The sequence below is a fragment of the Amycolatopsis sp. NPDC051128 genome, assembly GCF_040682715.1.
Lineage (GTDB): Bacteria > Actinomycetota > Actinomycetes > Mycobacteriales > Pseudonocardiaceae > Amycolatopsis.
Genome location: NZ_JBFBBN010000003.1, coordinates 118441 through 144035, shown reverse-complemented (window position 1 = coordinate 144035; position 25595 = coordinate 118441). Strand labels below are relative to the sequence as shown.

Genomic DNA, 25595 nt, shown 5'->3' with positions numbered 1-25595 from the left:
GCCGTCCGGGCCGCGAACACGGAATGCCGCCTTCCGGTTGTCACGCAGCGTCACGATTGGCGATCGATAACGATCGGACACCTGCCGAGGCGGCCACATATTGCGCGGTTGTCCCGGTATGTGGTTACTTCTCGTCCTTGGGGAGGCTCACATTGCGAACGATGGGGTGGTTTTTGGTGCAGTTCCAACGCAGAGTCGGCCGTCTGGGAGCGGTGGCGGCCGTCGCGGCCCTGGCCGCGATCCCGCTCGCCGTGCCCGCACAGGCGCAGCAGGGCAAGGTGCTCCGGGTCGCGCTGACCACCGGCATCGACCACCTGAACCCCTTCACCGCCGTGCTCTCGGCTTCCACCCAGATCGGCCGGTTCACCTACGAGTTCCTGACCGTCCCGAACGCGGAGAAGGCCGAGGCCTCGCCCGCCCTCGCCGAGTCCTGGACCCCGTCGCCGGACAAGCTCACCTGGACGTTCAAGATCCGCGGCGGCGTCAAGTGGAGCGACGGGCAGCCGGTGACCGCCAAGGACGCGGCGTTCACCTTCAACCGCATGCTCACCGACGAGAACGCCCGCACCGCCAACGGCAACTACGTGGGCAACTTCGAGACGGTCACCGCGCCCGACGACACCACCCTCGTCATCAAGACCAAGACCGTGCAGGTCAACATGAACCTGCTCGACGTGCCGATCGTGCCCCAGCACATCTGGGAGCCGGTCAAGGACCTCAAGGACCCCAAGACCGACGAACTGGCCATCGCCGGCGTCTCCGACGGGCCGTTCCAGGTCACCGAGTACAAGCCGAACGAGTACGTCAAGCTCAAGGCCAACAAGGACTACTGGCGCGGCGCCCCGAAGGTCGACGAGCTGCAGCTGCTGCAGTTCAAGGACACCGAGGCCGCGGTCAACGCGCTCAAGCAGGGCGAAGTCGACGTCATCAACCGGCTCAACCCCAACCAGTTCGCCGCGCTGCAGGGCCAGCAGGGCATCACCACGAACGCCGCGCCCGGCCGCCGCTACGACGAGCTCTCGATCAACTTCGGCGTCACCGACAACGCCAACAACATCATCGGTGACGGCAACCCGGTGCTCAAGGACATCAACGTCCGCAAGGCCATCACCCAGGCCGTCGACACCCAGACCGTGGTGGACAAGGTGCTCAAGGGCCTCGGCCAGGTCGGCGGCGGCGTCGTGCCCGCGATCTACACCGCCTACCACTGGGACCCGAGCGACACCGAGAAGGTCAAGTTCGACCTCGCCGCCGCGAACACCACCCTCGACCAGGCCGGTTACGCCAAGGGCCCGGACGGCGTCCGCACCGCCCCCGGCGGCGCCAAGCTGGAACTGCGCCTGACCGGGCACGCCAACCGCAGCTACGACCAGGGCGTCGCCCAGTACGTCACCGGCTGGCTCAAGGACATCGGCATCACCGTCAAGCAGGACCTGGTCTCCGACGACGAGCTGTCCGACCGCACCTCCACCGGCAAGTACGACCTCGCCATCGGCGGCTACGGCACCAACCCCGACCCGGACTACGCGCTGTCGCTGCACACCTGCGCCGCCCGGCCCAGCCCGGACGGCAAGGGCGGCAGCACCGACACGTTCTTCTGCGACGCCCAGTACGACGACCTCTACAAGAAGCAGCTCACCGAGACCGACGACGCCAAGCGCGCCGGGTACGTCAAGCAGGCGCAGGCCCGGCTCTACAGCCAGTTCCCGACGATCGTGCTCGACTACCAGAACGCGCTCGAGGCCTACCGCTCCGACAAGTTCGCCGGCTTCACCACCCAGCCGCAGCCCAAGGGCGCCATCCTCGAGCAGACCGGCTACTGGGGCGTTTACGGCGCCACCCCGGTGGGCGCGACCGACACCGCTAGCAGCGGCAGCGGTAACACCGTGCTCTGGATCGTCATCGGCGCGGTCGTCGTGGTGGTCCTCGTCGGCGGCGGCGTCATGCTCGGCCGTCGCGGCAAGTCGGCGGAAGACCGCGAGTAAGACATGACCACGCCCGACCAGGCCGCGGTGCTCGTTGATGCGGGCGAGCACCGCGGCGGGACCGGCACCGCCCGGTTCGTCCTCAAGAAGCTCGTCGAAGCGCTCATCAGCGTCGTGCTGGTGGTCGTCTTGTTCTTCTTCCTCTTCCGCATGCTGCCCGGCGACCCCGTCGCGGCGATGACGCGCGACCGTGCCACCAGCCCGCAGCAGCTCGCCCTGCTGCGCGAGCAGATGGGCGTCGACAAGCCCGTGTTCGTCCAGTTCGGCAACTACTTCTGGGGCCTGCTGCACGGCGACCTCGGCGAGTCCCGGCTGCTCAACAACGGCCGACCGGTCGCGGACATGATCGGCGAGCGGCTCTGGCCGACCATCCTGCTCGTCGGCAGCGCCACTCTGCTCGCCGTGATCCTCGGCCTGTGGCTGGGCATCCGCGCCGCCTGGCGCCGCGACAGCCTCTTCGACCGCACCCAGACCGGGATCGCGCTGACCCTGTGGTCGGTCCCGCAGTTCTGGCTCGGCCTGATGCTGCTCGTGGTGACCAACGGCCTGTTCCCCAGCCGCGGCATGCATTCCCCGGACGCCGCGCCCGACGTCCTCTCCCAGACCCTCGACGTCCTGCACCACCTGGTGCTGCCGTGCGTGACGCTGCTGGCGGTGTTCTACGCCCAGTACATGCTGATCATGCGGTCGTCGCTGCTGGGGGAGATGAACGCCGACTACCTCACCACCGCCCGCGCCAAGGGCCTGCGCGACGACCTCGTGCGCCGCCGCCACGCCGTCCCGAACGCCCTGCTCCCGACCACCACGCTGGTGTTCATGCAGATCGGCTCGGTCGTCGCCGGCGCGGTCACCGTCGAGGCCGTCTTCAGCTGGCCCGGCCTCGGCCAGCTCACCTACGACGCACTGCACGGCCCCGACCTGCCGGTGCTGCAGGGCGTCTTCACCGTGCTGGCGAGCGCGGTCGTGCTGATGAACCTGCTCGCGGAACTGCTCTACCGCGTGCTCGACCCGAGGGTGCGTACCTCATGACCACCGCCGAGACACCCCGGCAGATCGCGTGGGCACGCCGCCGGGCGTCGATCGTCAGAACCTGGCGCGAATTCGCCGCCCAGCGCGCCGCGCTGGCCGGGCTCGTCCTGCTCGGCGCCACCGTCGTCGTCGCGCTCCTGCTGCCGTTCGTCAGCGACGAGAGCGACCTCGACGTCACCAAGGCCACCGGGCAGCCGCTCAGCCCGCCGAACGCCGACTTCTGGCTCGGCACCGACAACTTCGGCCGGTCCGTGCTGCTCATGACGGTCTGGGGCAGTCGCGTCTCCCTGCTCGTCGGGTTCTCCGCGGCCCTGCTGTCGGTCGTCATCGGCACGCTCATCGGCATCACCGCCGCGCACTTCGGCGGCTGGGTCTCGGCGACACTGCTGCGGTTCACCGACTTCTTCCTGGTCCTGCCGTCGCTGATCCTCGCGATCGCGCTCTCGGCGGTGCTGCCCAAGGGCGTCGGCACGATCATCGTCGCCATCGGGCTGACCGCCTGGCCCAGCACCGCCCGGCTGGTCCGCGCCCAGACCCTCACCATCGAGAGCCGCCCCTACATCGAACGCGCCCACGCCCTCGGCGGCGGCCACCTCCACATCATCGGCAAGCACGTCCTGCCCGGCGTGATGCCCCTGGTCCTGGCCAACACCACCCTCGTGGTCGGCAACGCCGTCATCGCCGACGCGACCCTGTCGTTCCTCGGCGTCGGCGACCCCAACTCCGTCACCTGGGGCCTGGTGCTGGAAAGCGCGCTCAACAACGGCGCGATCAGCCGCGGCGCGTGGTGGAACGTCCTCCCGCCGGGCATCGCCATCGTGCTCGTCGTCCTCTTCTTCACCCTGGTCGGCCGGGGACTGGAGACCGTGTTCAACCCGAGGTTGAAGAAGTGACCCCGCTGCTGCAGCTCAAGGACCTGGCCGTCACCTACCGCGTGGGCGACCAGGACGTCCCCGCCGTGCGCGGCGTCGACCTCACCCTCGACGCCGGCGGCACCCTCGGCGTCGCCGGCGAATCCGGGTCCGGCAAGTCCACCGTCGCGATGAGCGTGCTGCGGCTGCTGCCGGGCACCGCGAAGATCACCGGCGAAATCGTCCTCGGCGGCGAAGACGTCACGGCCATGAAGTGGGGGCGCCTGCGCGCGGTCCGCTGGGCCGAGGCGTCCGTGGTGTTCCAGGGCGCCATGCACGCGCTCAACCCGGTCCGCAAGATCGGCGAGCAGATCGCCGAACCGATCCGGCTCCACCCGCCCGGCGGCAAAGCGCCCACCGACGCCGAGGTCGACGCCCGCGTCGCCGACCTGCTCACCCAGGTCGACCTGCCCGCGAGCCGGGCAGGCGCCTACCCCCACGAGCTGTCCGGCGGGCAGAAGCAGCGCGTCATGATCGCCATGGCGCTGGCCTGCTCGCCCCGGCTGATCATCGCCGACGAGCCGACCACCGCCCTCGACGTCATCGTCCAAGCCCAGGTCCTCGACCTGCTGGCCCGGCTGGTCGCCGAACAGGACATCGGGCTGATCATGATCAGCCACGACCTGTCGGTGCTCGCCGCCACCTGCCAGCGCATCGCCGTCATGTACGACGGGCGGATCGTCGAAGAAGGCCCCAGCGCCGAGGTGATGACCGCGCCGAAGCACGAGCACACCCGGGCGCTCGCGGCGGCGTTTCCGACGGTCGGCGATCCGGTGTCCCGCTTTGCCCCGGCCACCGCCGGCCCGCTGCCGCCCGAACGGGAGGACCGCGCCCCGGCCGGGGAGCCCCTGCTGGCCGCGGAGAACCTGCGCGTGTCGTTCCGCGACCGCACCGGCAAACGCATCGACGCCGTCGCCGGCGTCGACCTCACGGTGTCCCGCGACGAGATCGTGGCCCTGGTCGGCCAGTCCGGCTCCGGCAAGACCACCCTCGCCCGCACCCTGCTCGGCCTGCAGAAACCCGACTCCGGCGTGGTCCGCTACGCCGGCAAACCGGTCCCGTCCGGCGGCGCCGGGCTCAAGGCCTACCGACGGCAGGTGCAGCTGGTCCTCCAGGACCCGACCAGCGCGCTGAACCCGGCCCACACCGTGTACGAGGCCGTCGCCGAGGGGCCGCGGATCCACCGGCTGGCCGACGAACGCGCCGTCGTCCACCGGGCACTGGAAGCCGCGGAACTGCGGCCCGCCGAGAAGTACATCGACCGGCTCCCGCACCAGCTCTCCGGTGGGCAGCGCCAGCGCGTCGTCATCGCCGGCGCACTGGCGCTCGAACCCTCGATGATCGTCGCCGACGAGCCGGTCGCCTCGCTCGACGCGTCCGTCCGCGGCGAGATCCTCGCGCTGCTGCTGCGGCTGCGCCGCGAACTCGGCCTCGCCGCGCTGGTGATCACCCACGACCTGGGCCTGGCCTGGAACATCGCCGACCGCGTCGCCGTGATGTACCGCGGCGAGCTCGTCGAAACCGGGACGGTCGAACAGGTCCTGCTGGACCCGCAGCACAAGTACACGAAGTCCCTGCTGGCCGCCCTGCCCGGCGGCACCGCCCAGCGCCGGACCGTCGGAACCTGAGACTGCGGAAACCTCGCCGCAGCGCGGTGTGTAACCTCCGAACGGAAATGGCGACCACCACCGACCCCGCACAGACGCCCTCGGCCGGACTGGCCGAGCGGCTCCGCGTGCCCTCGCGGTTCCCGTACCGCACGATCGCGATGGGCACGGTCGGGAGCACCCTGCTCATGATCGCCGCGCTCGGCGCCGGCGGCATCCTGATCTCCGACCCCGTGCTCGGCCACGGCCCGCTGTCCTGGGTCCGCTACGGCCACGGCCGCATGCTCGCCAACGCCGTCCTCTACACCGGCTTCGGCCTCGTCGTGTGGGCCTGGGTCCGGCTCGGCCGGTACGTGCTCGCCGGCCGCATCGGCAGCCGTCCCATCCTCGTCGCCGCCGGCTGCTGGATGGCCCCGCTGCTGGTCTCGCCGCCGCTGTTCACCCGCGACGTCTTCTCCTACCTCGGCCAGGGCGCCCAGCTGCTGTACGGCCTCGACCCGTACGCCAACGGCCCCGCCGAGCTCGACGTGCTGCCGGAGGTCGTGCAGAACGTCCACCCGCTCTGGCAGACCACGCCCGCCCCGTACGGGCCGCTGTTCCTGCTGATCTCCAAGGGCGTCGTCGCCGCCACCGGCGACAACCTCATCCTCGGCGTCATCCTCATGCGCGTCGTGCTGCTCGCCGGCCTGGCCGGGACGCTGTGGGCGCTGCCGCGGCTGGTGAAGCACCTCGGCGGCAAGCTCCCGGTGGCGCTGTGGCTCGCCGTGGCCAGCCCGATGATGGTCATCCACCTCTTCGGCGGCCCGCACAACGACCTGATGATGCTCGCGTTCCTCACCATCGGCGTCCTCGCCGCACTGGAACGCAAGCACGTCCTCGCGATCGTCCTGGTCACCATCGGCATGCTGATCAAGCCGACCGCGGCGATCGCGCTGCCGTTCCTCGTCTGGATCTGGGCCAACCACCTCCCCGGCGAGTCGAAGGCCCGCAACTTCCTGCGCGCCGGCGCGGCGTCGGTCGGGCTGTTCCTCCCGGTGTTCGTCGCCGGCACCTGGATCTCGCTCGGCTCCCTCAACCTCGGCTGGTGGTCCGGGCTCAAGGCCCCGCAGCTCATCGCGAACTGGCTGAACATCCCCACCGGCATCGGCGAGGTGTTCTACAACCTGGTCCACCTGATCGTCGACGTCCAGGTGTCGCCGTTCGTGACGGTCGCCCGCGCCGCGGGCATGCTCCTGCTGATCGGCATCGGCGCCCGCCAGTGGTGGCTCGGCCGCGGCGGCGGCACCGAAGCCGTCTACCGGGCCGGGATCTCCCTGCTCGCGGTCGCGATCCTCATGCCGCCCACCCTGCCGTGGTACCTGACCTGGGGTTTCGTGCTGCTGTCGGCGTTCAAGTGGCAGCCGCGGCACCTCGCCGTCGTGGTGGCGGTCTCGGTGTTCGTGACACTGGTGTACTACCCGACGGGGGAGCAGGCCCTCTACGACTGGTGGTTCATCGCCCTGGTCGTGGTGGCCAGCCTGTACTCGGCGGCGTCCCTGCTGCGCCCGGACCCGCTGGGGATCATCGACGCCTGGCGCCGCCCGGAGAAGTTCCTCCGCGACTAGAGCTGGCCCAAGTCCGTGAATGTCGCATTGAGGGACTCTATGTCCCTCAATGCGACATTCACGGCTTTCAAGCCGAGCCCGCCCAGCCGCTCCACGTGTGGATCGTCGTGACCACCACCGCGTGCTCCGGCGGCCGCTCCCGGTACTGCTCGTACTTCGCGACCAGCCACGAGATCGGCTCGGCACCCGGCGGCTCCACCCGCGCGACCCCGTCCGCCCGCGCCCACCACAGCTGCGACCAGTCCTCCGAGTAGCCGTCCGCCAGGAAGCACACCGCCGGGTTCTCCGCGATGTTGCGCAGGCGACGCAGCGACGTCGTCGACTTCGGCTTGTGGTCCACCGCGAACACCACCGTGTCGCCGCGCACCGCGAACGTCACCGGCACCAGGTGCGGAACCCCGGCCGCCGACGCCGTCGCCAACCGAGCCACCCGCTCCGCGGCGAACCGGTCCCGCGCCTCTTCCGGAGTCATGTCAGCGCCGGAGCGTCGAACACCAGCGTGCCCAGGTCCGCGTCCAGCGTCACCGGGACCCCCAGCGGCAGCGTCGGCGACGACGCCACGTGCCCGAACCCGAACTCGCCCAGCACCGGCACCCCCAGCGGCGCCAGCCGGTCCAGCAGCAGCGCCCGGATGTCCGCCGGGTCGCCGCACGCGGCCCACGAACCCAGCACGACGCCGCGGACCCCGGCGAACCAGCCGCTGCGCAGCAACTGCGTCAGCATCCGGTCCAGCCGGTACACGCTCTCGGTGACGTCCTCCAGCAGCACCACCGCGTCGCGCGCCGAACCCTGCTCCGGCGTCCCGATCCCCGCCGCCAGCAACGACAGGTTCCCGCCCGTCAGCACCCCCGAAGCCCGGCCCGGCACCAGCGCCGAACCCCCGCGGACCACCAGGTTCCGCTCGGGGTCGAACAGGGACCGCCGCAGGTGCTCCACCGCGAAGTCGTCGAACAACACGCTCGCCGGCATCGGGGAGAACAAACTGGACAGTCCCAAGTGGACGTTCACGGCCCGGTGCAACGCGGTGACGTCCGACGATCCGGCCAGCACCTTCGGACCCGCGGCCCGCAGCGCCGCCCAGTCGACCAGGTCCAGCATCCGCTGCACGCCGTAGCCGCCGCGCGCCGCCAGCACGCACCGCACCCCCGGGTCCAGCCACGCCTCGGTGAACTCCGCCGCCCGCGCGGCGTCCGGACCCGACAGGTACGGCGGCGATCCGGGATCCGCCCGCACGCACGGCCCGACCCGCACCTCGACGCCCCAGCCGCGCAGCACCGGCAACGCCTTCTCCAGCAGGTCCGCCGGCACCGGACCGGCCGGCGCCACCAACGCCACGGTGTCGCCGGCCCGCAACCGCGGCGGCCTCACCGCGACAGCTCCAGCCGCGCCACACCCGGCGTCGCGAACCCGAACACCTGGCCGTAGAAGGACAATTCGGCCTCCAGCGCCGCCACGATCGTCGCAGCCTGCCGGAACCCGTGCTGCTCCCCGGGAAACCGCTGGTAGGCATGGGGAATCCCGCGCCCGGCCAGCCCAGCCACGAACCGGTCGGCCTGCTCCGGCGGGCAGATCCGGTCCTCCAGGCCCTGCTGGAACAGCACCGGCCCGGCCAGCGTCCGGGCGTTCGCCAGCGGCGACCGCTCAACGTACCTCTGCCGCGTCTCCGGCAAGGGACCGATCAGCCCGTCCAGGTAACGCGACTCGAAGTCGTGCGTGTCGCCCTCGGTGCCGGTCCACCCGGCCAGATCCAGCACCGGGAACATCACCGTGCCCGCCCGGTACGTCTTCGTCGTCGTCAGCGACGCCGCCGCGGTGAACCCGCCCGCGCTGCCCCCGCGGATCGCCAGCCGGTCGCCGTCGGCCAGCCCGGCCGCCACCAGCGCCTCGGCCACCGCGACACAGTCCGCGACGTCCACCACGCCCCACTGCTCCCGCAGCCGCTCGCGGTAGGCCCGCCCGAACCCCGTCGACCCGCCGTAGTTCACCGCCGCCACCCCGATGCCGCGGCTGGTGAAGTACGCGATCTCCAGGTTCAGCACCGGGAAGTGCTGCCCGGTCGGGCCGCCGTGGACGTGCACGAGCAACGGCGGGCGCTCTCCCTCGGGCGCCGCGAAGTCCGGGTTGGCCGGCAGGTACAGCACCACCGGCACGGTCTCGCCGTCCGCCGTGGTGAACACCCGATCCTGCGGCACCGGCAGGTACTCCGCCGGCAGCTCCGGCTGCGGCGTCAGGTCCGTCACCGCTCCGCTGTCCAGCGCGACGTGCACCACCGCGGCTTCGCGGACCGGGCCGCCCGCCACCCCGGCGACCCCGCCGCCGTGCGCCGCGAGCCCGGTCGACGACCACGCCGTCAGCTCGTCCGCCACCGGCGTCACCGAGCCGTCCGCCTCGTCGAGCACCGCCAGACGTCCCGACGCCAGCACCGCGTGCCGGCCGCCGCCGAGCGGGACGAACCACCGCGAGCCCACCTTCCACAGCGGCCCGCCCAGCTCTCGTTCCACCGGCGCGAGGTTCGCCACCGAGCCGTCGAGCCCGACCCGGTGCAGGTTCCACCAGCCGCCCGGGTCGAGCAGCGCCAGCAGCGTCCCCGGCGTCTCCCACTCGACCTGGCACACCGAGACGTCCACGCCGCCGGCCAGCACCCGGTGCGGCCCGAACGACCCGTCCGCGGCCACCTCAGCCACGCACAGCTCGGTGCCGTCCCACGGCATCGCCGGGTGGTCCCACCCGAACCAGGCCGCGTGCCGCCCGTCCGGCGACAGCTTCGGCCCGCTGAGGAAGCGGTGGCTCGCGCCGAGCACCCGCTCGGCCCCGCCGTCCACGGCGATCGCCACCAGCTCCCGCTCCACGTCGGTCGGCCGCGGCCCGACACTGCACTCCCGCACCGCCCACACCTCGCCCGGCCGCCCGGTCCCGAGGTCCCCGTAGCGGACGCTCTGGGGCGGGGACGGCTCCGGCGTGAGCGGCACCACTCCGGTTTCGCTCAACGCGTACACGCGCTGATCGGCCCAGTGCGTGAACACCACGACACCGTCGGCGACCGCCCACGGCCGCCCGCCGTATTCGTGCAGCCGGTTGCGGACGTTCCACGGCGACGGCAGCACGTCCTCCGTCCCGCCGGGCACCGCCCGGACCAGCGCGACCCGGCCCTGCTCACCGGGCCGCGCCTCGGCCCACCACACCTCGTCCCCGACGACGTCGAGCCACTGCGGGCCGCCACCGGCGGCGGCCACCTCGGCGGCGGTGATGGGCGAGGACCAGGTTCCGTAAGGGGAGATCCGAGACACCCCCCGAGGCTAGCGGCCCGCGAACCCAGGGGCGGCGGATGCCGATCATGCGCCCGTGGCCTAGGGTCGACAGTGCTATGTCTCGCGTAATCCACGTCTTCCGCCAGCCGGATCGGTTCGTCGCCGGCACCGTCGGCGAGCCCGGCGATCGCACGTTCTACCTCCAGGCGTCCGAGGACGTGCGCACCATCAGCGTCACCATCGAAAAACAGCAGGTCGTCGTCCTCGCGGAACGCCTCAGCTCCCTGCTGGAGGAGGTCGCCAGCCGCTTCGGCGCCGAGGTCCCCGACGACGCCCCCGACGACCTCGTCGACCTGGACCCCCTCACGGTCCCGGTCGAGGAGGAGTTCCGCGTCGGCACCATGGGCCTCGGCTGGGACGCCGACAGCAGCGCGGTCGTCATCGAACTGCTCGCCATCACCGAGGGCGAGGTCGACGAGACGGTCGTGCTCGACGACACCGAGGAGGGCCCGGACGCCGTCCGCGTCTTCCTCACCCCGGCCGCCGCCCGCGCCTTCGCCGAGCGCGCCGACCGCGTCGTCAACGCCGGCCGCAAACCGTGCCCGCTGTGCGGGGAGCCGCTCGACCCGACCGGGCACATCTGCCCCCGGCAGAACGGCTACCGGCGCGACACCGACGCGGACGAAGACTGACCATGGCGAGAACCCCCGCGGGACAGACGGACCCGGCCGACCCGGCGTCCCGCGAACTCGTCACCCACGGCCGCATCGACGTCGAAGGACGCCTGGTGGACGCGTCCAACGTGACGCTCTTCTGCGCCATCGAGCTCGACGGCGTCACCGGCCGCGTCGTGTACAAGCCGGTGTCGGGGGAGCGGCCGCTGTGGGACTTCCCCGACGGCACCCTCGCCGGCCGCGAGGTCGCCACCGCGATCGTCGCCGACGCCGCCGGCCTCGGCGCGATCCCGCCGACCGTGCTGCGCGACGGGCCGTTCGGCCCCGGCATGGTCCAGCTGTGGGTCGAGACCAGCGAAGACGACCTCGTCGAGGTCCGCGCCCCCGAGGACCTCCCGGACGGCTGGCGCGTCGTGCTGCACGCCCAGGACCGGCTCGGCGAGCCCGCGGTGCTGGCCCACGCCGACCACCCCGGGCTGCGCGACCTGGCCGTCCTCGACATCATCGTCAACAACACCGACCGCAAGGGCGGGCACCTGCTGCCCGGCGTCGACGGCCGCGTCTACGGCGTCGACCACGGCATCTGCCTGCACACCGACCCGAAGCTGCGGACCGTCCTCTGGGGCTGGGTCGGCGAGCCGGTGCCGCCGGACACCGTCGAGAAGCTGCGCAAGCTGCGCTCGGAGATCGACGGCGGCCTCGGCGAGACGCTGTCCGAGCACATCACCAAGTTCGAGATCCGCGCACTGGCCGAACGCACCGACCTGTTGCTGGCCGAGGGGATCTTCCCCGAACCCGGCGACGACTGGCGCGCGATCCCGTGGCCCCTGTTCTGATGGACGACGCCGCCCGCGCGCGGCTGGTCGACCGCTTCGGCGCGGAGCTGGCCGAACCGTGGTGTGACGTCCTCCCGGACCTGGTCGCCCGGCTGACCGCGAGGTGGGGACTCGAGGTCCGCGAAGCCCGGCCCGGCAACACCGGCCGCACGCTGCTGTGCACCGGCCCCGGCGGTGACCTGCGAGTCCTCAAGCTGACCCCGGACCCCGAGGTCGCCCGGCTCGAGCTCACCGGGCTGAGCGCCTGGGCCGGGTGCTCCCGCGTCGTCCAGGTGCTCGACGCCGACCTCGACGCGAACGCGATCCTGCTCGAAGGGCTCGTGCCGGGCACTCAGCTGGACGGTGCCGTCCCGTGGCCGCAGATCGGCGAGCTGCTCGACCAGCTGCACGTCGTCGAACCGGCCGGTGAGCTCCGGCGGCTGGCCGAGGGCGTCGAGTTCATCTTCGACCTCTCCGAACGCCGTCGTCGCGAGTCGCCGGCCGCGGCGCACCTGAGCGCCGAAGTCCTCGCGAAGGGCCGCGAACGGGCGATGAAGCTGGCCACCAGCGGACCGGTCACGCTGATCCACGGCGACCTGCACCCGGCCAACGTCCTCGATGCCGGCCCCGGCCGCGGCGCGGTCGCCATCGACCCGCGCCCGGCCGTCGGCGACCCGGCGATAGACGCCGTCGACTGGGTCTTCATCCCGATGGCGGACGGCGGCACGATCGAGGACGGTATCGCCGCCCTGGCGCCACACGTGGCGGACTTCGACGCCGAGCGCGTCCGCGCCTGGTGCGTCGCGCTGGCCCCGCTGCTGGCGCTCTCGCCGCTGCGCCGCGGCGGACCGACGCCGTTCACCGATGCCGTCCTGGAGTTGGCGCGCTGACCGGCGTGGCATGACCCGTCGGAGTGCCGGAGAGCACTATGTTGCCGGGTCGTGCGCCCCCATTCCTATGACGACGTGCTCGCCGGCCCGCGCCGCAAGAAGAAGGTGCCGGAGGTCCCCGCCGAACCCGGCCTCGTGGTCGAGGACCCGGCCAGCGGCTACTGCGGCGCGGTGGTGAAGATCGAGTACGGGAACGTCGTGCTCGAGGACGCCAAGGGCCGCCACCGCGTCTTCCCGCTCGAACCCGCGGCGTTCCTGCTCGAGGGCAAACCCGTCACGCTCGTGCCCGTCAAGACCGGGAAGGCGCCGGTCAAGCAGGTCTCGGCGTCCGGGTCGGTCAAGGTCCAGGACCTGAAGGCCCGCGTCGCGCGCGACTCCAGGATCTGGGTCGAGGGCAAGCACGACGCCGAGCTCGTCGAACGGGTCTGGGGTCACGACCTGCGCGTCGAAGGTGTCGTCGTCGAGGCCCTCGACGGCGTCGACGTGCTCGCCGACCGGATCGCCGGGTTCGGCCCCGGCGCCGGTCGCCGCCTCGGCGTCCTCGTCGACCACCTCGTCCCCGGCAGCAAGGAGTCGCGGCTCGTCGCGGCCGTCCGCGACGAGAACGTGCTGGTCACCGGGCACCCGTACATCGACGTCTGGGAGGCGGTCCGCCCCGCCGCGGTGGGCATCCGCGCGTGGCCGAAGATCCCGCGCGGCACCGAGTGGAAGCAGGGGATCTGCGACGCGCTCGGCTGGGGGCAACCTTTCGAAGGCTGGCAACGTGTGCTGAGCGGAGTGAGCAGTTTCCGCGACCTCGAGACCCCGCTCATCGGGGCCGTGGAACGGCTCATCGACTTCGTCACCGAGCCGACGGAAGAAGGCTGAATGTCCGAATTGTCCAAGGTCACGCGAAGGTTACGTCACGTTACCAATCCGGCCAAAAGTAGGCCGCCCTCCACACGGCACGTCACCGCCGCTACTCAGCCATTCGGCCGTGACTGTGGCCGGATTGGTAACAATCGACACAGCACGGTTCCGGTGCTGACCGGCGCGATCTGAGAGCATGAAGCCATGGCATGGGCAGTGGTCTGGTTGATCGTCGGCATCGCCCTGATGATCGCCGAAGTCGTCTCCGGCGACTTCGTGCTGATCATGCTGGGGGTCGGCGCGCTGTTCGGCGCCGGAGCCGACGTGCTCACCGGGAACCTCTTCATCGACGTCGCCGTGTTCGCCGTCGCCTCCGTCGGCATGCTCGTGCTGGTCCGGCCCGCGCTGAAGCGGCGCTTCCTCGCCGGCGCCGGTCACCGCACCGGCATCGACGCACTGATCGGCGCCCGCGCCGTCGTCGTGTCCACAGTGGACTACGAAGCCGGCCAGGTGAAGCTGGCCGGCGACGTCTGGTCGGCGCGGAGCCTCTCGGAGCACCACCCGCCCATCCAGCCCGGCACCCCGGTCACGGTCGTCGAGATCTCCGGCGCCACCGCCGTCGTGTCGGCCGAGCCGTGAGCCTCGGGCTCGTCATCGTCCCCGAAGGCCGGGCCGCGGTGATCGAACGCGCCGGGCGGTTCCGCACCGTCCTGCGCCCCGGCCGCCACTTCGTGCTCCCGTTCGCCGACCGGGTCCGCGCCCGTATCGACCTCGGCGACCAGGTGCTGTCCGCTCCGCCGCGCGCCGTCGAAGCCGGCGACGGGGCGGAGATCCTCATCGGCTTCGAAGTCACCTTCGCGGTCGTCGACCCGCGGCTGGCGACCTACGAGATCAGCGATCCGGCACTGGCGATCGAGCAGCTGGCCCGCACCGCGCTGCGGCAGGAAGCGGGCTTGACGACCGCCGAGCGCGCCGTGGCCGCACCAGGGGACCTGCACCGTACAGTGTGGACGGTCCTGCACGACACGACCGGCCGCTGGGGCATCGCCGCGAAGGAGCTGAAGCTCGAGGTGAGCCCGCCCGCGGCGCCCGGAACACCGTCAACCGCGCAAGAATGGTACTAGGTAAGGGGAAGATCTCTTGACCACCACAGTAGCGATCGTCGTGGTCGTGTTACTGGCCTTGTTCGTGATCATCACGGTAGCCAAGGCGATCATGGTCGTGCCGCAGGCGCAGTCGGCCGTGATCGAGCGGCTGGGCCGGTTCCGCACGGTGGCGTCGCCGGGGCTGACCTTCCTGGTGCCGTTCCTCGACAAGGTGCGCGCCCGGATCGACCTGCGCGAGCAGGTCGTCTCGTTTCCGCCGCAGCCGGTCATCACCGAGGACAACCTGACGGTGTCGATCGACACCGTCGTGTACTTCCAGGTCACCGACTCGCGCGCCGCGGTCTACGAGATCTCGAACTACATCGTCGGTGTCGAGCAGCTGACCACCACCACGCTCCGCAACGTGGTCGGCGGCATGAGCCTCGAGCAGACCCTGACCTCGCGCGACTCGATCAACACGCAGCTGCGTGGCGTGCTGGACGAGGCGACCGGCCGGTGGGGCATCCGCGTGGGCCGCGTCGAGCTGAAGGCGATCGACCCGCCGCCCTCCATCCAGGACTCGATGGAGAAGCAGATGCGCGCCGACCGTGAGAAGCGCGCCATGATCCTCACCGCGGAAGGCCAGCGGGAGTCCGCGATCAAGACCGCGGAAGGCCAGAAGCAGAGCCAGATCCTCTCGGCGGAAGGTGCCCGCCAGGCCACCATCCTCGCCGCCGAGGCCGAGCGGCAGTCCCGCATCCTGCGCGCCCAGGGTGAGCGAGCCGCGCGGTACCTGCAGGCGCAGGGCCAGGCGAAGGCGATCGAGAAGGTGTTCGCCGCGATCAAGGCCGGCCGCCCGACCCCGGAGGTGCTGGCCTACCAGTACCTGCAGACCCTGCCGCAGATGGCGCAGGGCGACGCGAACAAGGTCTGGATGATCCCCAGCGACTACGGCAAGGCCCTCGAAGGCTTCGCCCGCGCGCTCGGCGCCCCCGGCGACGACGGCGTGTTCCGGTACGAGCCGCCGAAGGAGGACGTCCCGGACAAGCCCGACCTCGAGGACGAAGAGGTCGCCAGCTGGTTCGAGACCAAGAGCGACCCCAAGGTCGCGGAGGCCGTCGCGGCCGCGGAAGCCGTGGCGCGCAAGGAGGTCCCGGCGATCGGCACCCCGGCGTCGCCGTCCGGGCGGCCGTCGATCCCGCGTCCGGTCCAGCAGCAGCCGGACGAAGACGACGACCGCGGCACGGAGGTCACGCCGGCGCCGCAGCAGCCCTCGACGCCGCAGAGCGGCCAGCCGCTGCCCCAGCCGCAGGCCCCGGCCGGCCCGCCCCCGGGCGGTCAGTACCAGGGCCCGCCGCCGCAGGGACCGCCGCCGGGCCAGTTCGGTGGCCAGCAGCCGAACCCGGGCAGCGGGCCGTTCCCGCAGCAGCCCCCGTTCGGCGGCCCCCAGGGCGGCCCGCGCCGCTGACCCGGTTGTCCGTGAAGGCCACGGTGCGGGACTCAGTCCCGGACCGTGGCCTTCACGGCGTTTCACCCCGTGCGGGTCGGCCGGAGGTACACGCTCGCGTCGTCGATGTCCGCCTTCGAGCGGTCCTTCAGCACGATCACGCACAGCACCGACACCACCGCCGCCCCGACGATGTAGCCCGAGATCGCGTACGGCGTCCCGGTCGTGTGCAGCAGCCACGTCGCCAGCAGGGGCGCCGGCCCGCCCGCGAACACCGACGCCAGCTGGTAGCCGAGCCCGGCGCCGCCGTAACGCAGGTGCGTCGGGAAGCTCTCGCCGATGAGCGCGGCCTGCGGGCCGTACTGCAACGAGTGCGGGATGAACGAGACCACGACGGCGGCGAACACCAGTGCGTGCCCGCCGTGGGAGAGCACCGTGAAGTAGGGGAACGCGATCAGCCCGGTGAGGACCGCCCCGCACAGGTAGACCCGCTTGCGGCCGAAGCGATCCGACAGCGTCGAGAAGAACGGGATCATCGCCAGCTCGCACGCCGCCCCGGCGAGGACCGCGTTGAGCACGAACGTCTTGCTGAAGTCGCCGCGCGCCACGACGTAGATCAGCACGTAGCTGGTGAACAGGTAGAACGGCATCTGCTCGCTGAAGCGCACCCCGGCCGAGAGCAGGATTTCCCGCCAGTGGTGCCGGATCGCGTCGAGCACCGGCGTGCGCGCGGTCTGCCGGTTTTCGACGAGCCTGGCGAACATCGGGGTCTCGAGGATCTTCAGCCGGATCACCAGGCCGACCGCGACGAGCACCAGGCTGGCCAGGAACGGCAGCCGCCAGCCCCAGGAGTCGAACGCCTCGGGCGACAGCGTCGCCGACAGCAGCGTCATCCCGCCCGTGCCGAGCACCAGCCCGACCGGGACGCCGATCTGGGCGAAACTGCCCAGCAGGCCGCGTTTGCGCTGGTCGCCCCACTCCATCGCGAGCAGGACCGAGCCGCTCCACTCGCCGCCGATCGCGATGCCCTGCACCAGCCGCAGCAGCACCAGGATCAGCGGGGCGGCGAACCCGATCGCCGCCGTGCCAGGCAGCATCCCGACGATGCCGGACGAGACGCCCATCAGCAGCAGCGTGACGATCAACGTCGTCTTGCGGCCGATCCGGTCGCCCCAGTGCCCGAAGATCGCGGCCCCGACCGGGCGCGCGGCGAACCCGACCGCGTACGTCGCGAACGACTGCATCGCCCCCGCGTACGCGCTCGACGCGGGGAAGAACAGGTGCGGGAAGACCAAGGCCGCGGCGGTGTTGTAGAGGAAGAAGTCGTACCACTCGATGGTCGTGCCGATGGCGCTCGCCAGCGCCGCACGCCGTACCTGCACTCGTCCTGACCCGCTGTCCGGCTCCACCTTCTGAGTGATGCCGTTGTCTCCCAGAACCATCTCGCAACACCTCCGGTGACTGATGTCACACAACAGTGTGACGCCGACCGACGGATTCAGCGATCGATGGCCGCCATCTCGTCCGGTCGGAAGTCCTGCCGCGGCGCGAAACTCGCGCAGGGCCGGCACGCGGCGCGAAATTGCAGATTGAGCAACTTTGCAGATTCGGCAAGTTCCGCTACGGTTGAGTCATGGACACCGACCGCGCCGGGCTCCGGGAGCGCAAGAAGCACGAAACGCGGATCGCGCTGAGCTGGGCGGCGATCCGGCTGACCGTCGAACGCGGTCTGGACAACGTCCGGATCGAGGACATCGCCGCCGAGGCCGGGGTGTCCACCCGGACGTTCAGCAACTACTTCGGCAGCAAGGGCGAAGCCATCGTCGCCCGGCACCACGACCGGGCCCGCGCCATCGCCGCCGCGCTGCGCGAACGCCCGGCCGGCGAGCCGATCTGGGAGGCCATCACCCACGCCGCGCTGGCCGGGTTCGCCCTCGGTGAGCCGGTGACCGAAGGGCGTCCCCCGGACCAGGCGTGGGTCGAAGGGCTCCGGCTGATGGTCGCCGAACCCGCGCTGCAGGGCGAGTTCCAGAAGGCCGGCGCCGCGGCCGAGGCCGAATTCGCGCTCGCCGTCGCCGAACGCACCAGCACCGACGCCGACGACGTCTACCCGTTGCTCGTCGCGGGCGTCGTCGGCGCCGCGCTGAACATCGTCACGCGGCGGTGGCTGAGCGTGGACCCGCCGCCGCCGATGGACGAGCTCCTGCGGGACGTGTTCGGCCGGCTCGCCGCCGGCCTGCCCGAACCGCGCTGACCACCACCTGACCGCTACCCGAAAAGCCCGGCCCGGCACCCCGCCGGGCTGGTTCGTCGTGCCTTTTTCCTGCCAGCACAAGGAGTTCCGCCATGGAAGACGTCGTCATCGCCGGTGCCGGTCCCAACGGCCTCATGCTCGCCTGCGAACTCGCCCTCGCCGGCATCCGTCCGCTGGTCCTCGAGCGGTTGCCCGAGCCCACCGAGGAGAACCGCGCCAACGGGCTCGTCGGCCAGGTCGTCCGCCTCCTCGACCGCCGCGGGCTGCACGAGCGGCTGGCCGGCCCGATCGCCCCGCCCGTACCCGCCTTCGTCTTCGGGGCGATGCGCCTCGACCTGACTCTCGCCGAGCGCAACTCGCTGAACGTCCTCGGCGTGCCGCAACGGCGCCTCACGGCGATGCTGACCGAACGCGCCACCGAACTCGGCGTCGAGATCCGCCGCGGCCACGAGCTCACCGGCCTGACCCAGGACGCCGACGCGGTCACGATCGACGTCGCCGGCCCCGACGGCGGCTACCGGCTCACCACCCGGTACCACGTCGGCGCCGACGGCGGCCGCAGCGGCACCCGCAAGCTCGCGGGCATCGGCTTCCCCGGGGTCACCGAGGACCACACCACGTCCTTCAGCGGGCACGCCACCGTGCCCGCCGAACTCACCGACCCGGCGACCGGCGGGCTGCGCGTGGCCGGCCACACCATCCCGCCGTTCATCCACTACCGCACCCAAACCGGCCTGTTCGTGTACGCGCCGTTCCCCACCGGCCCCCTGATCAGCACCATGGAGTGGGCCGACGACGAGGGCGACGACGAGCGGCCGATGACCCTCGACGATCTCCGCGCGAGCGCCCGCCGCGTGCTCGGCGCCGACGTGCCGCTCGGGCCGCCCGAGGGCGACGGGCCGCACCTGCTGCGCCGGTTACGCGGGCGCAACACCCGGCTGGCCGAGAAGTTCCGCGACGGGCGGGTCCTGCTGGTCGGCGACGCGGCGCACGTCCACTCCGCGATCGGCGGGCCCGGCCTCAACCTTGGCCTGCAGGACGCGGCGGGTCTCGGCTGGAAACTCGCCGCCGAGCTGCATGGCTGGGCGCCCCCGGGGCTGCTCGACACCTACGAAAGCGAACGACGGCCGGTCGCCGAGCGCGTCGTCATGCACACCCAGGCCCAGTCCGCGCTGATCGCGCCGGGTGGCGACGTGACGGCGCTGCGCGAGCTGTTCGGCGAACTGCTTCGGCAGCCGAGCACGGTGCAGCACATCGCGGACCTGATGTCGGGCGCGGACATCCGGTACGACGCGGCCACCGACCACCCGCTCGACGGCCGGTGGGCCCCGGATCTCGTGCTGGACACCGGGGTCCGGCTCGCCGAGCTGACCCGGACGGCCCGGCCGCTGCTGCTGGACTTCACCGCGGACGCCTCGCTCGGCGGCGAGGTGACGGGCTGGACCGACCGCGTCGACGTCGTCGCCGGGAAGCCGGCCGAACCGCCCGCCACCGCGCTGCTCGTGCGTCCCGACGGTTACGTGGCCTGGGCGTCCAGCTCGGCGGACCCGGACGACGGGGAGCGCAAGGCCCTGCGGCTGGCCCTGGAGCGGTGGTTCGGCAGCCCGCTTGACGCGTAGGACATCTCCTACTTATTGTCGTCGGCATGACGATCACCCACGTGCAGTTCCTCACCCTGCCCGTCGCCGACCACGCCCGCTCCCGGGACTTCTACGTCGGCAAGCTCGGCTTCGAAGCGCTCGTCGACCGCCGCACGCCCGAAGGCGGCCGGTTCGTGATGGTCGCGCCGAAGGGGGCGCGGACGGGCGTGGTGCTGACCGACCAGCAGGTCACCGGGATCGAGCCGGGCCCACGGCACTTGCAGCTGCAGACCACCGACCTCGACACCGACGTCGCCGCGCTGCGGGTGGCCGGCGTCGAGGTCGCCGATCCGGAGGAACGGCCGTGGGGTCGCGCGACCTCGTTCAAGGACCTGGACGGCCACACCCTCGGCCTGCTCGAACCGTCGGACTTCGGGAACGTGCCGCGCTGATGCCGGTCAACGACGACGTCCTGCCGGCCGAGCCGGTGCCCGCGGCCGGGTCCGCAGTGGACGGTCACCTGGCGGCCGGAGCCGGAGGTTGCCGGCACCCCGTTCCGCCGTGGTCGCCGGCCGGATCGGTCTCGATCAGCACAGTACGATCGGGTGGTGAACCCCGCCGCCGCTGATCCCCATGCGTCGAAACCGCTGCGCGCCGACGCCCGGCGCAACCGGGCGCGCGTGCTGGAGGCGGCCGAGAGCGTCTTCGCCACCAAGGGCACCGGGGCGCCGACCGAGGAGGTCGCCCGCGCCGCCGGGGTCGGCATCGGCACCGTGTTCCGGCACTTCCCGACCAAGGAAGCGCTGCTCGAAGCGGTGCTCTTCGCCCGGCTGCACCGGTTCGTCGACGAGGCGGAGGCCGTCGTCGCGGCGGAGTCGGCGGACCCGGGCGGCGCGTTCTTCGCGTTCCTCACCAGCTGGGTCGAGATGTCCAGCGCGAAGAACGCCTACTTCGAAGCACTCACCGCGGCGGGCGTCAGCGTGCCGACGACGAAGTCCGGCATCGGCGCCCGGCTCATCGAGTCGCTCGGCGTGCTGCTCTCCCGGGCGCAGGACGCCGGCGCGGTCCGGAAGGACCTCGTCGTCGGCGAGCTGATCACGATCATCATCGGCACCGCACGGGCCGCCGAGTACGCCGGCCCGGACGCGCACCTGCGCGACCGGGCCGTGGCGATCCTCTTCGACGGTCTCCGCCCCGGCGCGTCAGCGGGGGAGCGGCGCTGAGCCCACCGGCTCCAGCGTCGGGCGCTTCGCGGTCAGGGTGTCCCCGGACGACTCGCCCCGCAGGCGCCGCCGCACCCACGGCAGCGCGTGCTCCTGCGCCCACCGCAGGTTCTGGCTCCGGCGCTGCGCCGGGCTCAGCACGTCGCGCGGCCCCAGCTCGGACGCCGCCAGCGGGTGCGTGACGCCGAGGACCTCCAGCGCCGCGATGGCGACCTCGGTGTGGCCGAGCGCGTTGAGGTGCAGGCGGTCCGGCGCCCAGAGCCGCCGGTCGCGCAGTTGCCGCATCGCCCACAGGTCCACCAGCAGCGCGCCGTGCCGGGCGGCGATGCCGCGCACGTGCTCGTTGTAGATCGCCACCCGGCCGCGGATCCGGCGGAACAGGGCGTCCTCGACGCCGTCGACCCCGGTGAACAGCACCAGGCGCGCGCCGGTCGAGCGGATCCGCTCGACCGCGGCCTCGTAGCCGGCCATGAGCCCGTCGATGTCGACCTTGGGCCGCATCAGGTCGTTGCCGCCGGCGTAGAGGGTGACGAGGTCGGGCGCCATCGCCAGGGCCGGCTCGAGCTGCTCGGCCAGCACCTGGCCCAGCAGCTTGCCGCGGATGGCGAGGTTGGCGTAGCGGAAGTCCGGCTCGCGGGCGGCGAGCTGTTCGGCGGTGCGGTCGGCCCAGCCGCGCACGCCGTTCGGGGCGGCCGGATCTTCGTCCCCGACGCCTTCGGTGAACGAGTCTCCCAGTGCCACTAAGCGCTTGCTCATGTCCCCAGTCTAAGCAGCGCAGATCGGCACGGTGACCGTGTGGGTCGCTGATCGTGTGGTGCCGCACATGGAGGTGATGGTGTACGTGTAGGCGGCGGTGGCGCTCGTGTCGCTCCGGATGAGGGTCGTCCGGCCGGCGACGGATGTCGCGGATCCGCCGGTCCGGACGATCTCGTATCCGGGAAGAGTTTCTTCCGGCGCAGTCCGACAATAACACACCCGCTACTTATTCTGTGCCTTTGCCAAGGTTGCCCCAAGAATGCATCAGAAATAGTTTGGAAGGTGTGTTCCGGGGAATTTCTTGAACTGGATGCCTGCCCGCCTGCGTGAACGCCGGGACAGCGGTCGCATCCCCCAGATGGGCCTGATTGATCACCTGATCGAGTAACGCCTGATCAAAGAGCGGTTGCCCTGGCGGATAGTCGTGCCGAGGGAAAGGAGCAAGGCCGAAACCGAGCGGGTGACGGCCCTACCCGCGTTGCGGCTGCTGGACACCCCTGCCGAGGAGCGGTTCGACCGGATCACCCGGCTTGCTCGGCACCTGTTCGACGTGCCGATCGCCATGGTGTCGCTGGTCGACGCCGACCGGCAGTGGTCGAAATCCCGGGCCGGGGACATTCCGCGGGAGCTTCCGATCGGTGCGGCGCACATCCGTTTCTCCGCGGGCCGGCCTTTCCGACCGGCAGCTGCAGGAGCTGGGCGAGCTGGCCGCGTGAGTCGAACTGGAGTGCACGGGATCAAGGGGGGCCTTGATTTAGGAGACCTCAATGCGTTGGAAGAAACAGTCCGTTACGCTTGCGGCGGCGATGCTGCTTGTCGGCGGTGTCATCACCTTCACGCTGGCACCGTCCGCCGCGCACACGTCGACGGAACGCCATGACATCGGCACGGCGTCGTGCTTCACCGATGGTGCCGGTCAATGTACCGTCAAGCACAAGCTTGGCGTGATCCCGGATGCCGTTCTCGTGTCGCCGAACACGCCGAGCAACTTCAACGGCTTCATGCTGAACACGCAGCAGGGTTCGTTCACCGCAACGACGTTCGCCATCCGCGCGATGTTCAACCAGAGCACGCCGAAGACCAACAGTACGGTCTGGTTCACGTATCACGCGTATTCCGCCGGAACGACACCGCCTCCGCCACCGACGACGACGGTGGTTCCGCCGCCCACCACGACCACCACGCCGCCGGCTGGCACCTGTACGAACGGGACCAGGATCGATGAGCAGGACGGGCGGACGTTCGACGCACCCGGTACTGGTGGTGGACAGCACTATGTGCACAACGACGCGTGGAACTGGCAAGGCCCCGGCTCCGGACAGAACGAGAAGCTGTACCTATGCGACTTCAACAACTGGTACGTGGATTCGTGGGGATTCGACACCCCTGAGGGCGAAGTGTTCATGTACCCATCGACGAAGTGGGACGCGACCACTGCCGGCTGCTGCGCCGGAAAGCCACTATCGACGTGGCCAACCCAGGTCACTGGACAGTTCGCCGGCACCGTGTCCGGCTATGGCACCGGGTCGAGCTACAACGTGGCATGGGACCTCTGGCTGAACGGTGTCGCGTCCGGCAACTATACGGAGCTGATGATCTGGACGCAGAAGGGCGGCAACGCTGCCCCTGCCGGATCACGACGCGCTGACTGGACCGCGCCCGGCGGGCAGGTCTACGAGGTGTGGTGGGATGGCAACACATCCGCGCAGGCCGGCGGAAGCTATCTCGCGTTCATCTCCAAGGTTCCGCGGCTCAGCGGCACGGTGGACATCCGAGCGTTCATCGCGGAATCCGCAGCGCGTGGCTACATCAACGCGAACCCGACGCTCAATCAGTTGAACTACGGGATCGAAGTAAGGGACACCGGTGCCGCGACCAGTACCGCACCGGCGCGGTTCACTCTCACCGACTTCGGTCTGACCATGAAGTAGGAAGTGTTCCCCCGCCGTCGTGATCATGCGATGGCGGGGGACCTCTTCGTCTAGGCTCATCATGGAAGTTGAAGAAGGTGTGCGGTGCGTGGATCGGCCCGCCCGTCCATACGACAATTCAGGTCGCCACGCTCGGTCTGGACCGCCGGCACGGACCACGGCGGCCCGGCGCGTCGTCCGTTCCAGCCGGACTCGTCTCCGGGGGATGGCAGGACCTGCACTGTAACGGTGGCCTGGCTGGCGACTGCGAGTCTCATTTGTACAGAGAGCACAAGAAGTTGCTCAAGGAAGCCGCACCGGGTGCCGCGGCCCTCTTCGGCCAATTTCCGGTGGAAACACCTTTTACGTCCACAGGGAGACGGCGGCCCTCACGGTTGGGTTACGGCTCGTCCGTGTGAGTGAACCCAGGTCTTCACTTTCGGGTTCATAATATGGTGTTCGCTGGCAGGTCGATCTCTTTCGGTCTACAGTTTCATCGGATCGAAGACCGGGCGGCTATGATCGCCGGTCCTGCGTGAAATATCTTCCGGCCCAGACCTCGCCGGCTTCGGTTTGGCAAGGGTGGAAGGAACACGGATGGAAAGCGATTCCCGCGGAACACATTCGGCGCGGAGATGGCGCCGGAGTAGTGCGATCGCGTGTGTGTGCGCGGTCGCGAGCGCTGTCGGTCTGAGCCTGGTGATCGGGGTGCCGCAGGCCGTTGCCGCCGAAGCCCCCGTCGGGCTCGGCTCCGCGGGGGCCTTTTCCGTGCTGGGCGGACAGACGGTCACCAACACCGGTCCCACCACGCTGGCCAGGCGTCTCGGCGTCTCTCCCGGTACCGCGATCACCGGCTTCCCGCCCGGTACCGCGATCGGTACCACGCACGCCGGTGACGTCGTGGCCGCCCAGGCCCAGTCCGATCTCGTCGTCGCCTACGACGACGCGGCCGGGCGCGCGCCGACAGCGAACGTCGCGGGTGACCTCGTCGGCCAGAACCTGGTCGGTGGCGTGTACAAGTCCACCGGCCCGCTGGCGCTCAGCGGAACTCTGACCCTGAACGGTCAGGGCAACGCCAACACCGTCTGGATCTTCCAGGTCGCTTCCACCTTGATCACGGCTTCGGCCAGCAACATAAACCTGATCAACGGCGCCCAGGCGTGCCACGTGTACTGGCAGGTCGGCAGTTCGGCGACGCTGGGAACGAACTCGAACTTCGTCGGCACGATCATGGCGTTGACCTCGATCACCGTGACGACCGGCACCGTCGTCGCCGGGCGCGCGCTGGCCCGCAACGGTCAGGTCTCTCTCGACAACAACACGTTCACCGCCCCCAACTGCAGAACGACCCCCACCACGACGACAACCACCACGTCGGGCACCGGCACAACGACAACTACGTCGGGCACGGGCACAACGACCGCCACTACGTCGGGCACGAGGTCCTCCACCGGCAGCGAGACTAGGACCAGCACGACCGAGGCAGGCCTGGGCTGGCCCTCGGGCGGTTTCAGCCACACTGGCGGCAGCACGGATTACCACAACCGGCCCGTCGGTACATCCCATCTCGCCGGCACCGGTGCCAGCCCGCTGCTCGGTCCTCTGGTATGGCTGGGCGCGTTGCTCATCATCTTCGGTGGCTTGCTGCTTACGGTCGTCCGCCACCGCAGGACAAGGCGGTAGAGCCGCACCGTCGGCGTGCGCATCCCGGCCGGCCGGGATGCGCAC

At 70.9% G+C, this 25595-nt stretch carries 23 protein-coding genes; 18 read left to right on the top strand and 5 right to left on the bottom strand.

Annotation, left to right across the window (positions count from 1 at the left end):
- The first annotated feature begins 161 nt into the window (after positions 1-161).
- From AB0M82_RS04715 to mptB, 5 genes are read left to right on the top strand one after another with little or no spacing between them, the layout of a single operon-like run.
- Positions 162-1985, top strand: coding sequence for an ABC transporter substrate-binding protein (locus AB0M82_RS04715; protein WP_364717716.1), 1824 nt, complete (start codon positions 162-164; stop codon positions 1983-1985).
- 3 nt (positions 1986-1988) lie between these two features.
- Positions 1989-3014 (top strand): ABC transporter permease, encoded by a 1026-nt coding sequence (locus AB0M82_RS04710; protein WP_364717714.1) that lies wholly within the window; start codon positions 1989-1991, stop codon positions 3012-3014.
- Entirely contained in the window at positions 3011-3907 is an 897-nt protein-coding gene (locus AB0M82_RS04705) for an ABC transporter permease (protein ID WP_364717712.1), read from the top strand. The genes AB0M82_RS04710 and AB0M82_RS04705 overlap by 4 nt, the downstream gene beginning before the upstream one ends.
- Positions 3904-5553, top strand: a complete 1650-nt coding sequence (locus tag AB0M82_RS04700; protein WP_364717711.1) for an ABC transporter ATP-binding protein — start codon at positions 3904-3906, stop codon at positions 5551-5553. Before AB0M82_RS04705 ends, AB0M82_RS04700 begins: the two co-directional genes overlap by 4 nt.
- 47 nt (positions 5554-5600) lie before the next feature.
- Positions 5601-7136, top strand: coding sequence for a polyprenol phosphomannose-dependent alpha 1,6 mannosyltransferase MptB (gene mptB, locus AB0M82_RS04695; RefSeq protein WP_364717710.1), 1536 nt, complete (start codon positions 5601-5603; stop codon positions 7134-7136).
- A gap of 67 nt (positions 7137-7203) precedes the next feature.
- Here mptB and AB0M82_RS04690 read toward each other — a convergent pair whose 3' ends face one another.
- From AB0M82_RS04690 to AB0M82_RS04680, 3 genes are read right to left on the bottom strand one after another with little or no spacing between them, the layout of a single operon-like run.
- Positions 7204-7608: a TIGR03668 family PPOX class F420-dependent oxidoreductase gene (locus AB0M82_RS04690; RefSeq protein ID WP_364717708.1), complete on the bottom strand. Its 405-nt coding sequence runs from the start codon at positions 7606-7608 to the stop codon at positions 7204-7206.
- Positions 7605-8504 carry an LD-carboxypeptidase gene (locus tag AB0M82_RS04685; RefSeq protein ID WP_364717706.1) on the bottom strand — a complete coding sequence of 300 codons (900 nt, stop codon included), beginning with the start codon at positions 8502-8504 and terminating at the stop codon, positions 7605-7607. Before AB0M82_RS04685 ends, AB0M82_RS04690 begins: the two co-directional genes overlap by 4 nt.
- Positions 8501-10423, bottom strand: a complete 1923-nt coding sequence (locus tag AB0M82_RS04680) for a prolyl oligopeptidase family serine peptidase (protein ID WP_364717705.1) — start codon at positions 10421-10423, stop codon at positions 8501-8503. Before AB0M82_RS04680 ends, AB0M82_RS04685 begins: the two co-directional genes overlap by 4 nt.
- A gap of 77 nt (positions 10424-10500) precedes the next feature.
- Between AB0M82_RS04680 and AB0M82_RS04675 the strand changes: the two genes are divergently transcribed.
- The 7 genes from AB0M82_RS04675 to AB0M82_RS04645 all read left to right on the top strand — a co-directional run bounded on the left by AB0M82_RS04675 (position 10501) and on the right by AB0M82_RS04645 (position 16165).
- Positions 10501-11076, top strand: coding sequence for a DUF3090 domain-containing protein (locus AB0M82_RS04675; RefSeq protein WP_364717703.1), 576 nt, complete (start codon positions 10501-10503; stop codon positions 11074-11076).
- A 2-nt stretch (positions 11077-11078) separates the two neighbouring features.
- Positions 11079-11894: an SCO1664 family protein gene (locus AB0M82_RS04670; RefSeq protein ID WP_364717702.1), complete on the top strand. Its 816-nt coding sequence runs from the start codon at positions 11079-11081 to the stop codon at positions 11892-11894.
- The gene (locus AB0M82_RS04665) at positions 11879-12763 is read left to right on the top strand and encodes an aminoglycoside phosphotransferase family protein (protein WP_364717701.1); all 885 of its coding nucleotides are present in this window, start codon (positions 11879-11881) and stop codon (positions 12761-12763) included. The genes AB0M82_RS04670 and AB0M82_RS04665 overlap by 16 nt, the downstream gene beginning before the upstream one ends.
- A 51-nt stretch (positions 12764-12814) precedes the next feature.
- Entirely contained in the window at positions 12815-13630 is an 816-nt protein-coding gene (locus AB0M82_RS04660; protein WP_364717700.1) for a DUF3097 domain-containing protein, read from the top strand.
- 186 nt (positions 13631-13816) lie between these two features.
- Positions 13817-14251, top strand: a complete 435-nt coding sequence (locus tag AB0M82_RS04655) for an NfeD family protein (RefSeq protein WP_364717699.1) — start codon at positions 13817-13819, stop codon at positions 14249-14251.
- Entirely contained in the window at positions 14248-14736 is a 489-nt protein-coding gene (locus tag AB0M82_RS04650; RefSeq protein ID WP_364717698.1) for an SPFH domain-containing protein, read from the top strand. The genes AB0M82_RS04655 and AB0M82_RS04650 overlap by 4 nt, the downstream gene beginning before the upstream one ends.
- 91 nt (positions 14737-14827) lie before the next feature.
- On the top strand, positions 14828-16165 hold the full coding sequence (locus AB0M82_RS04645) for an SPFH domain-containing protein (protein WP_364718022.1): 1338 nt from the start codon (positions 14828-14830) through the stop codon (positions 16163-16165).
- A 62-nt stretch (positions 16166-16227) separates the two neighbouring features.
- On the opposite strand, the gene AB0M82_RS04640 is transcribed toward AB0M82_RS04645, so the two are convergent.
- Positions 16228-17586 (bottom strand): MFS transporter, encoded by a 1359-nt coding sequence (locus tag AB0M82_RS04640; protein ID WP_364717697.1) that lies wholly within the window; start codon positions 17584-17586, stop codon positions 16228-16230.
- Between the two features lie 191 nt (positions 17587-17777).
- Between AB0M82_RS04640 and AB0M82_RS04635 the strand changes: the two genes are divergently transcribed.
- The 4 genes from AB0M82_RS04635 to AB0M82_RS04620 all read left to right on the top strand — a co-directional run bounded on the left by AB0M82_RS04635 (position 17778) and on the right by AB0M82_RS04620 (position 21201).
- Positions 17778-18398, top strand: coding sequence for a TetR family transcriptional regulator (locus tag AB0M82_RS04635; RefSeq protein ID WP_364717696.1), 621 nt, complete (start codon positions 17778-17780; stop codon positions 18396-18398).
- Between the two features lie 92 nt (positions 18399-18490).
- The gene (locus AB0M82_RS04630) at positions 18491-20017 is read left to right on the top strand and encodes an FAD-dependent monooxygenase (protein ID WP_364717695.1); all 1527 of its coding nucleotides are present in this window, start codon (positions 18491-18493) and stop codon (positions 20015-20017) included.
- Between the two features lie 26 nt (positions 20018-20043).
- Entirely contained in the window at positions 20044-20430 is a 387-nt protein-coding gene (locus AB0M82_RS04625; protein WP_364717694.1) for a VOC family protein, read from the top strand.
- Between the two features lie 156 nt (positions 20431-20586).
- The gene (locus tag AB0M82_RS04620; protein WP_364717692.1) at positions 20587-21201 is read left to right on the top strand and encodes a TetR/AcrR family transcriptional regulator; all 615 of its coding nucleotides are present in this window, start codon (positions 20587-20589) and stop codon (positions 21199-21201) included.
- Here AB0M82_RS04620 and AB0M82_RS04615 read toward each other — a convergent pair.
- Complete coding sequence (locus AB0M82_RS04615) at positions 21181-21957, bottom strand: SGNH/GDSL hydrolase family protein (protein ID WP_364717691.1); 777 nt, start codon at positions 21955-21957, stop codon at positions 21181-21183. The genes AB0M82_RS04620 and AB0M82_RS04615 overlap by 21 nt on opposite strands.
- Before the next feature lie 767 nt (positions 21958-22724).
- Here AB0M82_RS04615 and AB0M82_RS04610 point away from each other — a divergent pair.
- Together AB0M82_RS04610 and AB0M82_RS04605 are read left to right on the top strand one after the other, a co-directional pair.
- On the top strand, positions 22725-23888 hold the full coding sequence (locus AB0M82_RS04610) for a hypothetical protein (protein WP_364717690.1): 1164 nt from the start codon (positions 22725-22727) through the stop codon (positions 23886-23888).
- Positions 23889-24530: 642 nt separating this feature from the next.
- Positions 24531-25550: an ice-binding family protein gene (locus tag AB0M82_RS04605; protein ID WP_364717688.1), complete on the top strand. Its 1020-nt coding sequence runs from the start codon at positions 24531-24533 to the stop codon at positions 25548-25550.
- Positions 25551-25595 lie beyond the last annotated feature (45 nt).